At 73.7% G+C, this 11,714-nt stretch carries 9 protein-coding genes; 3 read left to right on the forward strand and 6 right to left on the reverse strand.

Annotated elements, in window-relative coordinates:
- Window positions 1-15: 15 nt before the first annotated feature.
- The 4 genes from AC07A4_RS12490 to AC07A4_RS12505 form a co-directional block, all read right to left on the reverse strand.
- Window positions 16-3,105 (reverse strand): dipeptide ABC transporter ATP-binding protein, encoded by a 3,090-nt coding sequence (locus tag AC07A4_RS12490; RefSeq protein ID WP_478596654.1) that lies wholly within the window; start codon window positions 3,103-3,105, stop codon window positions 16-18.
- Window positions 3,102-4,043 (reverse strand): ABC transporter permease, encoded by a 942-nt coding sequence (locus tag AC07A4_RS12495; RefSeq protein WP_478596657.1) that lies wholly within the window; start codon window positions 4,041-4,043, stop codon window positions 3,102-3,104. Before AC07A4_RS12495 ends, AC07A4_RS12490 begins: the two co-directional genes overlap by 4 nt.
- A gap of 352 nt (window positions 4,044-4,395) precedes the next feature.
- Window positions 4,396-5,400 (reverse strand): MerR family transcriptional regulator, encoded by a 1,005-nt coding sequence (locus tag AC07A4_RS12500; RefSeq protein ID WP_478596660.1) that lies wholly within the window; start codon window positions 5,398-5,400, stop codon window positions 4,396-4,398.
- A 3-nt stretch (window positions 5,401-5,403) separates the two neighbouring features.
- On the reverse strand, window positions 5,404-6,099 hold the full coding sequence (locus tag AC07A4_RS12505) for a HEAT repeat domain-containing protein (protein ID WP_478596663.1): 696 nt from the start codon (window positions 6,097-6,099) through the stop codon (window positions 5,404-5,406).
- A gap of 109 nt (window positions 6,100-6,208) precedes the next feature.
- Here AC07A4_RS12505 and AC07A4_RS12510 point away from each other — a divergent pair, with 109 nt between their 5' ends.
- Window positions 6,209-6,553 carry a hypothetical protein gene (locus tag AC07A4_RS12510; protein WP_478596666.1) on the forward strand — a complete coding sequence of 115 codons (345 nt, stop codon included), beginning with the start codon at window positions 6,209-6,211 and terminating at the stop codon, window positions 6,551-6,553.
- 22 nt (window positions 6,554-6,575) lie between these two features.
- On the opposite strand, the gene AC07A4_RS12515 is transcribed toward AC07A4_RS12510, so the two are convergent.
- Entirely contained in the window at window positions 6,576-8,420 is a 1,845-nt protein-coding gene (locus AC07A4_RS12515; protein WP_478596667.1) for an AfsR/SARP family transcriptional regulator, read from the reverse strand.
- 200 nt (window positions 8,421-8,620) lie between these two features.
- Between AC07A4_RS12515 and AC07A4_RS12520 the strand changes: the two genes are divergently transcribed.
- Together AC07A4_RS12520 and AC07A4_RS12525 are read left to right on the forward strand one after the other, a co-directional pair.
- Window positions 8,621-9,817, forward strand: coding sequence for a sensor histidine kinase (locus AC07A4_RS12520; protein WP_478596669.1), 1,197 nt, complete (start codon window positions 8,621-8,623; stop codon window positions 9,815-9,817).
- The gene (locus tag AC07A4_RS12525; RefSeq protein ID WP_478596671.1) at window positions 9,810-11,045 is read left to right on the forward strand and encodes a hypothetical protein; all 1,236 of its coding nucleotides are present in this window, start codon (window positions 9,810-9,812) and stop codon (window positions 11,043-11,045) included. The genes AC07A4_RS12520 and AC07A4_RS12525 overlap by 8 nt, the downstream gene beginning before the upstream one ends.
- Here the strand turns inward: AC07A4_RS12525 and AC07A4_RS12530 are convergent.
- Window positions 11,012-11,671 carry a response regulator gene (locus tag AC07A4_RS12530; protein WP_478596673.1) on the reverse strand — a complete coding sequence of 220 codons (660 nt, stop codon included), beginning with the start codon at window positions 11,669-11,671 and terminating at the stop codon, window positions 11,012-11,014. The two genes, AC07A4_RS12525 and AC07A4_RS12530, sit on opposite strands and share 34 nt — an antisense overlap.
- Window positions 11,672-11,714 lie beyond the last annotated feature (43 nt).

The following is an 11,714-nucleotide window of genomic DNA, read 5'->3' on the forward strand; positions in this document are numbered from 1 at the left end:
GGCTGCTGGCGGCCCTCAACCGGGGGCCTCCTGCGGGCCCGCGAAGTGACAGGCCGCGGTGTGGTCCCCTCCCTGTGCCGACGGCATCGGGTCCTCGTGCTCACAGCGTCGGCGCTCCTCGGCGGCCAGGCCGGGGTAGCGGGGGCAGCGGCGCCGGAAGCGACACCCGGCGCGGGTGTCCGCCGGTCCCGGCGGCTCGTCGAGCAGCGGCAGCCGGGCTCTGGCCCGCTCGAGGCGCGGCTCGGGCCGCGGCACCGCGGAGAGCAGCACCCGTGTGTACGGGTGGCTTGGCCGGGCGAGGACGGTGGCGGCGGCTCCGGCTTCGACGACGCGCCCGCGGTGCATGACGGCGACGCGGTCGGCGAGATAGGCGGCGACGGCCAGGTCGTGGGTGACCAGCAGGCAGCTGAGGCCCCGGTCCGCCGTCAGCGCGCGCAGCAGGTTGAGCACGGTCGCCTGCGCGGAGACGTCGAGCGCCGCGACGGGCTCGTCGAGCAGCAGCAGCTTCGGCCGCGGGGCCAGCGCCCGCGCGATGCCGACCCGTTGGGCCTGGCCCCCCGAGAGCTGTGCGGGGAACCGGCCTCGGAGCTCGGGGCCGAGGCCGACGAGGGCGAGCAGGCCCGCGACCTCGCCGGTGCTCGCCTCGCGCGTCCAGCCGTGGGCTCGCAGCGGCTCGGTGAGGATGTCCTCGACAGTCATGCGCGGGTCCAGGGCGGCGAAGGGGTCCTGGAACACCATCTGCGCCTCGCGACAGGGCTGTTGCCGTCTGCCGGGCGTCGCACGGCGGATGTCGTGACCGGCGACCAGCACCTCGCCCGCCTGGTAGTGCCTGTGGGGCGGCGTCGGTTCCAGGACCTGGCGCAGCAGGGTGGTCTTGCCGCTGCCCGATTCGCCGACGAGGGCGAGGGTCTCGCCTTGCCTGATGTCCAGGCTGACGTCGTCCACGGCCCGCACCAGGCCTGTCCGGGGCCGTCGCGGCGTGGACCGGCGGGCCGGGTAGTGGTACGCCACCCGGTCCATCCGCAGGACCACGGGCCGCTCCGCGCGCGGCGGCTCCCCGCTCCGGTCGGGGCTCGGCGCGACGGGGGTCGGCACATCCCCTGTGCGGACTGGCCCCCAGGGCTGTCCGGCCTCCTGCCGCCGCCCGATCTCCTCGCCGCGCAGGCACGCGACCGGATGGCCGACGCGGCTGCGGGCCTCCAGAGGGGGCTCTCCCTCCCGGCAGGCGTCCATGACCAGGGGGCAGCGCGGCGCGAACGAACAACCCGGGGGCACGGACAGCGAGTTCGGCGGGTTTCCCTCGATCGGGGTCAGGGTGCGCTGGTTGGTCTCCAGGCGGGGCACCGCGCCGAGCAGTCCGATCGTGTACGGCATCCGAGGCTGCTCGTAGACGTCGTCCACGGGTCCCTCCTCGACGAAGCGTCCCGCGTACATGATGTGGATGCGGTCGGCGAGGCCCGCGACCACCGCCAGGTCGTGCGTGATGATCACGACGGCCGCTCCCGTGGCTGTGCGCGCCGTGCCGATCAGGTCCAGGATCTGGGCCTGGGTGGTCACGTCGAGTGCGGTCGTGGGCTCGTCGGCGACGATGACCGCGGGGTCGTTGGCGAGGGCCATGGCGAGGGCGACGCGCTGGCGCATCCCGCCGGAGAGCTCGTGCGGGTAGGAGTCGATCCGCCGCGCGGGATCGTGCAGGCCCACCAGGCCCAGGAGTTCGACCGCCCGGCGGCGCGCCGCCGTCCTGGAAAGACGCTGGTGCACGCGCAGGGCCTCCACGATCTGGTGTCCGACGGTGTACACGGGAGTCAGTGAGGAGAGCGAGTCCTGGAAGACGATGGACAGGTCGTTGCCGCGGATGCGGCACAGACCGGTCTCCTTGAGCGACAAGAGGTCCTGGCCGCGCAGCCGTACGGAACCGCGGACGTCGGCGTGCTCGGGGAGCAGGCCGAGCACGGCCGACGCCGTGACCGACTTCCCGGCCCCGGATTCCCCGACGATGGCCAGCACTTCGCCGGGGCGCACGTGAAAGGACACGCCCCGCACGGCGTGGACGGTGCCGCCGGAGCTCGGCAGGGAGACGTGCAGGTCCCGTACCTCAAGGACCGGCGGGACGGGGGAGCGCGTCGGCGCGGTCCCGGGGTGGGCGCCGTCGTCGGTGGTGGCGCGCCTGGTCGAGGCCCGCGCGCCTCTCGTCTCCCCTGCCCCCGGGTCGAGCGCGTCGCGCAGTCCGTCGCCGATCAGGAACAGCGACAGGCACAGCAGCAGCAGACATCCCGCGGGGAAGCAGAAGAGCCAGGGGTACGCCATCGCGTCCGGTGTTCCCTCGGCGATGAGCGCCCCGAGGGACACCTCCGGTGCCCGCACCCCGAAGCCCAGGTAGGCGAGGCCCGCTTCGGCGATCACGGCGGACCCGAACTGCAGCGTCGCGTCGATGATCAGGTAGGAGGCCAGTGCGGGCAGCACATGGCGGCGGACCACCGTCCGGCCGGGCAGACCGAGGTAGCGGGCCGCCCGCACGAAGTCGCGCCGCTTCAGCGACCGCGTACTGGCACGTACCGCACGCGCGCTGATCATCCAGCTGAACGCCGAGAGGAACACGACCAGCAGCAGCCAACTCGCGTCCTCGATGACCGGCGAAAGGGCCGCCACCAGCAGAAACCCCGGCAGCACCAGGAAGAGGTGGATGCCCCCGAGCGCCACGCGGTCCGGCCAGCCCCCGGCATAGCCCGCGACGGTCCCGATGACGATGGCGAGCGCCGTGGAGAGGATCGCGGTGAGCAGGCCGATGACGAGGGATCGCTGGGTGCCCCGCAGGACCAGTGCGAAGACGTCCGCTCCCGCGCCGTCGGTGCCGAAGGGATGGTCGGCGCTGGGGGGTTGGCGCAGGGCCAGGGGGTCGAGGTCGCTGTGGTCCCAGGGGTGGAGCAGGGGTGCGCCGTAGGCCAGGACGGCGAGACCGGTGAGCAGCACCGCGCCGGCGAGCGCCGCCGGGTGCCGCCGCAGCGTTGCGAGGACCCGCACGGCGCGGCGGCCCGTGCCCCTGGGTCCTGGCGCGGCTCCCCGGGCCTTGGTCAGCAGGGCGCCGGGGTCGGGGAGCGTGCTCATGCGATCCTGCTCCTCGGGTCGAGTACGAGGTGCAGGACGTCGGCGATCAGGCCCGCGACGAGCACCAGCGCGGCGGTGAACAGGCCGACCGCCGCCACCACGTTGACGTCCTGGGCGAGCACGGAGTCCACGAGCCACTCCCCCATGCCGTGCCAGCCGAAGACCTTCTCGATGAACAGCGCTCCGGTGAAGGTCAGCACCGCGTTGTACGTCAGCAGCGGAAGCAGCGGCAGGACCGCAACCCGCAGCGCGTGCCTGCGCAGGGCCGTGCGCCGGGAGAGGCCCTTGGCCCGGGCGGTGCGCACGAAATCCTCGTGCAGCACATCGAGCATGGTGTTGCGCTGGTACAGGCTGAACAGCGCGACTTGGAACGCGATCAGCGTGATGCTCGGGAGGAGGAGGTGCTGGGCTCTGCTGAGGAGCCGGTCCCCGGTGCCCGTGGCCTCTGGCGCGTACTCTCCGGTGTACTCCAAGAGGCCGCTTCCCACCGCTTCGTTGATGTGCCTCGCCCCGAGCTGCAGCGCGAGCGCGATGACGAAGACCGGAGTGGCGAGGACGGCGAAGGAGGCCAGCGTCACGGCGCGGTCGCCCCGGCGCTCGCGGAGGGTGGCGCTCCAGGCGCCGAGCAGGATTCCGCCGACGGAACCGATCACAGTGGCGATCAGCACGAGACGGGAGCTGGTCGCGGCGCGGCGCAGGAATTCGGGGCTCACTTCGGCGCCGGACACCGTGCGGCCGAGGTCTCCGTGGACGGCTCCCCGCGCCCAGCGCGCGAACCGTTCGGCGACCGGGGTTTCGGGGTTGAGGTTGTAGGCGTTGAGGACGGCGTCGATCTCGGCGGGTGACGGTGGCGGGTTGCGGTCGGCGTAATGGGATCGCGGGTCCAGGCTCAGCGCGGCGAGCACATAGGTGCAGGTGACCGCCACCAGTACCAGCACGAAGGTGGTGCCCAGTCGCCGAGCGCAGCAGCGAAGCACGGACGGGACCCCTCGATTCGACGTCTCCTGGAACGACCGAATGGCGCCTGCCCTAAGGCCGGTTCACAGGCCGGGACGTGAAAAGCGTAGCCAGTTCCCCGTCAGTTGCGACGCCCGTCTGAGAACACGTACCCATGGGGGGCACTTTTGAGAATCGACCGCACACCAGGAGCACAAGGCGCGATCATCCCATTCCCTTTCCCGGGGGGAATGCCTGTTCGCACCCTGACGCCGAATTCATGGCCAAAGGATGGGCGTACCACTGTGCGTCCGGTATCGGGGAGGCGATCTCACGGAATTCGGGAACGGGCCGTCACCGTGCGTCGCGCAGGTGGAGGAGATAGGTCGCGGTGTGCGCGACGGCGGGGTCCTCGTCGTGCGACAGCTCGACGAGGGCGTGTGTGGCCGTGGTTCCCGGGATGTCCGCGAGTGCCTGGGTCAGCCGTCCGCGTGCGGGCGCGGCCGTGGTGGCGTGGGCGAGGCGCTCGACGAGGGCGGCCGCGATCCGGTCCGCCGTCGCGGTGTCGCTTGCCAGCACGCTCAACGCGTCGGCCGCGTCCGTGTCGTTCCTCCCCGCTACGACCATGTCGATCAGCGTCGGGATCGCGTCGGCCACGCCGCGGGTCCCGAGCGCCAGCGCCGCGGCCCCGCGGACCGCGGCGTCGGCGTGGGCGAGGGCGGTCCGCAGCCGTGCGGTGGCCTCGTCACCGGGCAGTGCGGCGAGGGTCTGCGCGGCGCGCTCCCGCACCGCGGCGACGGGTGAGCCGAGGCCCTTGGCCAGGAGTTCCGCGCCGCCGTCGCCCGAGCGCGCGAGGGCCCAGCGAAGGGCTCCCGCCACGTTCGGCACCGTCTCGCTCAGTACCGCCTCGACCAGGGCCTCCACCGGCACCGGCACCTCGTCGCCCGAGGCGAGGGCCGCCCGCTGGCGGGCGTCGGGGCTCTTGGACCCCAGCGCTTGCAGGAGCGCGACGACCTGAAGGGCGTCCTCCCAGCTGGCGGGTTCCGCCGCGTCGATCCGGCTGAGGCGTGTGAGCAGTTCGGTCTCCGCCGCGACGCGTGCACGCGTCTGGCGGATGAGGTCGCCGACGAGCGCCGAGGGCGTGAAGCCCGGGTCGTCCAGGGCGCGCCCGATCGCGCGCAGGGACAGGCCGAGCGAACGCAGGCTCTCGATGTGGAAGATCCTGCGGATGTCGTCACCGGAGTACTCCCGGTAGCCGGAGCCCGTACGGCCCGAAGGCCGCACCAGGCCGAGCGACTCGTAGTGCCTGAGCATGCGGGCGCTGACCCCGGAGCGCCGCGCCACCTCACCGATCAACACGCCTCATCGTCCCTCCTGTCCCGTCCCGCCGAGAGCCACGACGCGCTTCGCCTCGTTGATCGCGAACTCGAATCCGGCGTCCGGGTCCTCAAGCAGCCGCCGAGTGGCGAGCGCGTGCGCGCGCACCCGCGGGTCAGGGGCCATCGTCGCAGGCCGCAGGGCCGGCACAAGCACCTCCCCCAGCGCGACCAGGGCCCGGCTGAGGCTCAGCTGCGTCTCCCGCCCGCCCCGCCCGAGCTGCGTCGCGAGGACCGCGGCGAGCGCGGCCTCCTCGCCTTCCGGTACGAGCACGACCGCGGCTCGCCAGGCGCTGCGCGCCACCTCCTCGTCGGCGTCGGTCAACACCGCCCGAGTGATCACCGGCCACGCCCGCCGGTCCCCGATCTTGGACAGGGTGTGCAGGGCCTGGCTCCGTGCCTGCGCGTGCTCCGAACGGGCCGCGCGGAGCAGCCCGGGGAGCGTCATGGCCACCGGGTGGCGTACGAGCGCCCAGGTCAGCATGTCGCGGACGAAGAACTCCGGCTCGATCGCGCAGCGCTCGATGAGCTTGTCGACGAAGCGGACGTCAGGCGTCGAGCCGACCGCCAGAGCGGCCCGCAGCCGCACGGACGACCGCTCGTCCTCCAGCCCCCGAAGCTCCCGGACCACCACTGTCTCCCGCACCGGGCCCTGCCCCGGGCCCTGTCCTGTGATCGTCATCGGACCACCTCCTTGGCAAGCAGTGAAGGCCTTGTCACTGTGTCAAGGTCAAGCGCGGCCCGCGGCGCGAGCACCCGTCGCCTGCCGTGTGCCGGGGTGGGGAGGACCCATGGGCGAGAGCGATCCGCACATTCACGTGGCGTCGAGGCTGATCCGCCAGGAGGCCGCTGTCCGGAACGTGGTGGCGTCCACGTTCGATCTGGTCGGTGACCTGCCGAGCCGCGTCACTACGGGATGCGGCCTGCGGGTGCCGTACGCGATGACCTCTTCGCGTGCGGATCGTGTCACCTGCCCGGCCTGCCGTGAGCACGCGCGACGCGAGCACCTGCGCTTCGCCGCGGAGGTCGAACGCCTGAGCCGCATGCCGGGCTCCCCCATCAGCCCTGCCCAGGGGAAGCTGGCCGCGGACCGGCATCGCGGCCTCGCTCAGGGGTTCTCCGAGCCGGAGGGCTGAGTCCGTGGCGAGGGCACGATCGTCACCCGCCGGTTCCCGCCCCCTGCAGACCGCCCCGCTGCGAAGCACGCGGAACGGGGCACGCCGCGGAGATCGGAGGCAGCCGGTACCGGTCGCGACCGTGCCGTTCGACGAGGTGGATCTGGGCCAGCTCGTCCAGGAGCGCGTCCGCGGTCCGCTCCGGGACGCCCAGCGCGTCCGCCACGTCCGCAGGGCGCATCGGGACACCGGCGTTCCGGGCCAGCGCCTCGTGGAGGAGGGCCGCCGCTTCGGTGAGCCCTCGCAGCGACCAGGACATGACCGCGCCCAGGTCCGTGCTGTCCTCACCGAGCCGGAAGGCGCGCGAGGGTTCACGTTCCCCGCGGATCTCGTCCACGAGCCGCGCCAGGGCCACCTCGGGCCGCAGTGCCGCCCGTTCGGCGAGGATGCGCAGGGCGAGCGGCAGACCGCCGCACAGCGCGGCGAGTTCGCGCAGGGAGTCCGGCATGGCGCGGTGCCCGGGCAGCAGGTCTTTCAACAGGACGACGGCCTGTTCAGGGCCGAGCGGCGGCAGGGTCAGGCGCCGGGCGCCGTTCCTGACGACGAGGCCGCGCATCTGGTTGCGGCTGGTCACCAAGGTGGTGCCGGTGGGGCCCGGCAGCAGCGGGCGGATCTGCTCCGGGCACAGCGCGTTGTCCAGGACGAGCAGGGTCCGGCGCCCGGCGAGCGCGCTGCGCAGCAGGGCGCTGCGCTCGTGGGGGCCGGCGGGCAGTTCGTCCTGCGCCGCGCCGAGCCCCACCAGGAGGGCGCGTAACGCGTCGGCCACGCTCATCGGCCGGTCGGCGCTGAACCCGTTGAGGTCGAGATAGACCTGCCCATCGGGGAAGCGCTCCTGTCGCCGGTTGGCCCACCGGACGGCGAGGGCGGTCTTGCCGACCCCCGCGGGGCCGTCAAGGAGCAGCACGCGTCCGCTGCGGTCCTGCGCGCGGCCGCTCGCGTCGAGCAGTTCCCGGTCGAGGGCGGCCAGTTCGTCGGCGCGGCCGACGAAGGGCACGTCGTCGGCGGGGAGTTGCCGGGGCACGTACCGGCCGGGGACACCGGACCGGGTCCCGGGGCGTGCCGGGGCGGTCGCTGTGGGGCCGCCGGTCAGGATCCGTTGGTGCAGTTCGCGCAGTTCGGGGCCCGGGTCGACGCCGAGTCGCTCGCTGAGCAGCCGTCGGCACCTCTCGTACTCGCGCAGTGCCTCCGCCGGTCGCTCCGACCGGTGGAGGGCGAGGATCAGCTGGGACCAGAACCGTTCCTGGAGCGGATCGGCGGCCAGCGTGTCGCGCAGCCGCGGAATGTGATCGGCCGGGTCCTCCCGTTCCAGGCCGATCGCGATGCGGCGGTGGACGGCCCGCAGTCGCAGTTCCTCCAGGGAGGGGACGGCGTCCTGGTGCAGCGACGGCGCGTCGATCCCGGCCAGGGCCGGTCCCCGCCACAGGGCGAGGGCACCGTCCAGCGCCGCCGCCTCCGCGTCCGGCCCGGCCGCCGCCACGGCCGCGGCCCCGCGGGCCCTGTCGTGGAACTCGGTGATGTCGACCAGCACCCGCTCCGCGCTCAGCCGGTAGCCGCCGCGCCCCCCGTCGACCACGGACCGGGCCTCGTCATGGCAGCCGTCCAGGACCCGGCGCAGCCGCTTGACGTGCCCCCGGACCGTCGTCCGCGCGGCCGTCGGCGGCTCGTCCCCCCACAGCCGCTCCATGATCTCTTCCACCGGCACGACCTGCCCGTGCCGCAGGGCCAGGGCGGCCAGCAGAGCCCGTGGTCGCCCCTGTGGCACCGTCAGCCGCTGCGCTCCGCAGGTGACGTCCAGCGCGCCGAGCAGTCGTACGACGATCCTCTGCACTCGCCCGTCCCCCTCTTGCCCCCGTGGCGCGCCTCAGCAGGCGGCCCTCGTGTCCTCGGCGACCGGCGGTGTCAGCACCGTCGCCGGGGTACACACCGGGAAGTTACCGCCGACGGCCCAAGGGGAGTGACGGTCGTTCGACCCACATGTCGCGAACTGCCCTTTCTCCCGGGGCCTCGCGGCCCGCATCATGGACGGCGGTGACCACTGACTCCGCGGACTCCGGCAACCCTCCCGCCACCGCGGCGGAACGGGCCGCGGCGGGCCCGGGGCCAGGGCCCATGGAACGCGAGTTCCTGGGCTTCGCCCGGATGATGTCGGGCTGGCTGCGCCTGGTCGTGGTGAGTACGTGCGCCGTGCTCACCGTGGCGGCCATGCCGGTGGCCGACCTGCCGCTCGCGGTGGTGTTCGCCGCCGTGGCGATCGCGTGGTCCGTCGCCTACTTCCTGTGGCTGCCGTCCGCCCGGCGTACCCGTCTGCTCACCGCGGTGGACCTCACCGTGGTCACCGGCCTGTGCCTCACCCAGGCGTGCACGGTCCCCGCGGCCCAGGACCTGCACGGCAACACCTGGATCCTCGTCTCGGTGAGCATCGTCGTCGTCGGCTACCAGCTGACCCACCCGGGCGTCGCCGGAACGCTGGCCGGGTTCCTTGTCACCGGCGCCGACCTCGCGGGCGTCGTCCTGGACCGCCCCACGGCCTGGAGCGCCGCCCTGCCCAACATCCTGTGGCTGCTCGCCCAGTCCGCGCTCGCCTACACCTTCTACCAGCTCCTGCTGCGGCGCAGCCGCGCCGCCGACACCGCGGCCGCGCGGGCGGCCGCCGCCCGCCTCAGCTGGCAGGTCGCCGAGGCCCGGCGCGCCGCCGAGCGCGAACATCTGGCCATCCTGCACGACACCGCCTGCGCCACGCTGCTCATGGCCTCCGTGCCCGGCTCGCTGATCCGGCCCGAGGTGCTGCGGGCACAGGCCCGGCGCGACCTGGAGCGGCTCGCTCCGGAGCGGCGGCGGATGGACGACGTCGGCCTGATGGAGCTGCTCTCCGAGGAGATCTCGGCCCACTCCCTCCGCGTCGAGGCCCGCACCGACCCCGGCCTCGGGCCCGTCTGGCGACCGGCCGCCACCGCGCTGCGCGACAGCGTGGGCGAGTTGCTGCGCAACGTGGCCCGGCACGCGGGCGTCACCACGGCGGAGGTCCACATCAGCCGGGTCGGCCACCGCGCGGTCGTCGTCGTGAGGGACGGCGGGACGGGCTTCGACCCGGCGGACGTACCCGCTCACCGGCAGGGCCTCGCCAGGTCCGTCATCGGGCGCATGCACGCCGTCGGCGGCCGGGCCACCGTCGAGTCCGCCCCCGGCGAAGGCACCACCGTGCGTCTGGAATGGCCCCGTGGCTGACCCGTCGGCCGCGGCAACGGCCGCGGACACGGCCCCGAGCGGGGGCGAGCGGGCCATCGAGCCCGCCGAGCCCCTGGCGCGGCAGATCTCCGTGCGCATGCGCGACGGGCTGCACGTGGCGAGTCTCCTCACGGTCGGTGTCATCCACTGCGCCCTGGCGCTGCCCGTGCTCCTCAGCCATCTGGACACCTATCGCCGCCCCTGGCTGCATGTCGCCTGCTTCGCCCTGCTCAGCGCGGTCCTGGTGGCCGACGCCGTGCAGGAGCTGCGGGGACGGCGCCGGTCACGGCGCTGGGTGTGGACGATGGTGGCCGCCACCTTCGCCGCGTCCCTGACCGCGACCAGTCAGCTGCCCGTCGACGCCTATATGGGTGCGCACTGGTCGATCCTCGAAGTGGGCTGGTTCGGTGTCCTGCTGCTGCTCGACCGGCCCCGTACGACGACGTGGCTGTTCCTGGGCTGCCACATGGCCGCCACCGCCGCGCAGTTGCTGATCGCGGGGGTGCCCTCCCGGCGGGCGGCGGCCGGGATCGCCATGAGCTCGCTGGCCATCTGCGCGTTCCAGGCGTCGGCGGCGCTCGCGGTGCGGCTGCTGTCGGACCGGGCCACGCGGGCCAGTGCGACGCTGCGGGAGCAGGAACGGCTCCAGACGTCGGCGGAGGTGGCCGCGCACATCCACACCGACCAGCGGGCCCGCTACCGTGACCTGGACACGACCGTGCTGCCGCTGATCGCGGGGCTCGCCGAGGGGGCGATCGATCCGCGCGAGGAGTCGGTGCGGCGCCGGTGCGCGCTCGAAGCCGCCCGGCTGCGGCGGCTGTTCGCGGAGCACGACTACGCCGCCGACCCGCTCGTCCACGAGTTGCGGGCCTGCATCGACGTCGCCGAGCGCAACGGCGTCAGCGTGCAGCTCGCGGTGCGGGGCGACCCCGTCGCCGTGCCCCGGCCGGTGCGCCAGGCGCTGACCGAGCCGGTCCTTACGGCCCTGGCGGCGGCCCGGCGCACCGCCCGGACGACCGTGGTGCGCAGTGCCGGGCAGGTGCGGGTCGGCGTGGTCATCGACCGGCCGGAGGCGCAGCTCGCCGCGGCGGCGGGCCACGGTGTGCGCACGCGCGTGGTCAGGGACGAAGGGCGTCTGTGGGTGGAGTCCAGCTACGCGCTGCCCGACGCCGACGACGGCGCCGATGCCTCCGCTCAGAGTTCCTCCAGCGAGATCAGGCCGTCCTGAACCGCCTTCGCGACCAGGTTGGCCTTCGTGGTCGCGGGCCGTCCGGCGTTGGCGTACTTGATGCGCACCCGGTCCAGGTAGGTGTTCACCGTGCGCACGGAGATGCCGAGGCTCTCCGCGACCATGGCCTTGGACTCCGACTGGAACCACTCCAGGAGCACTTCGACCTCGCGGGCCGCGAGGTGCGGGCGCTCGCGCCGGGTGTCGCTGCCCAGCGCCCCGGCCAGCGCCGGGGGCGTGTACGGCACGCCGGCGGCCGCGGCCAGGGTGGCCCGGAGCAGATGGTCAACGCCTTCCGCCTTGGTGAGGTACGTGAACGCACCGATGTCCAGGCAGGTGAGCGCGGCCTGGGCGCTGTCCTGCATGGTGTAGACGATCACCTGGCGCTGCTGTCCGACGAGCTGGCGCAGTTCGGCGTAGGCGGGCAGCCCCATGCCGAGTTGGAGGTCGAGGATCACCACGTCCGCGTCTCCGCCGGGTCCCGTGGTCGCGGCGGACAGCGTCGCTCCCGTGGCCACCACCCGCACCTCGGGGTCGGTGGAGGCCGCGTACCAGGATGCGATGCCCGCGAGGACCACCGGGTGATCGTCGATCAGGGCCACGCTGATGGAACGGACTGACGTCATGGGCCCCCGCCTCCATGTCGTGCCGCACCGGTCGACTCATGCC

The organism is Streptomyces sp. NPDC043996 (assembly GCF_056435225.1).

Excerpts from the sequence above, each read along its gene's own strand:
- AC07A4_RS12490 (WP_478596654.1), bottom strand. The coding sequence starts at position 3,105 with ATGAGCACGCTCCCCGACCCCGGCGCCCTGCTGACCAAGGCCCGGGGA.
- AC07A4_RS12505 (WP_478596663.1), bottom strand. The coding sequence starts at position 6,099 with ATGACGATCACAGGACAGGGCCCGGGGCAGGGCCCGGTGCGGGAGACA.
- AC07A4_RS12510 (WP_478596666.1), top strand. The coding sequence starts at position 6,209 with ATGGGCGAGAGCGATCCGCACATTCACGTGGCGTCGAGGCTGATCCGC.
- AC07A4_RS12530 (WP_478596673.1), bottom strand. The coding sequence starts at position 11,671 with ATGACGTCAGTCCGTTCCATCAGCGTGGCCCTGATCGACGATCACCCG.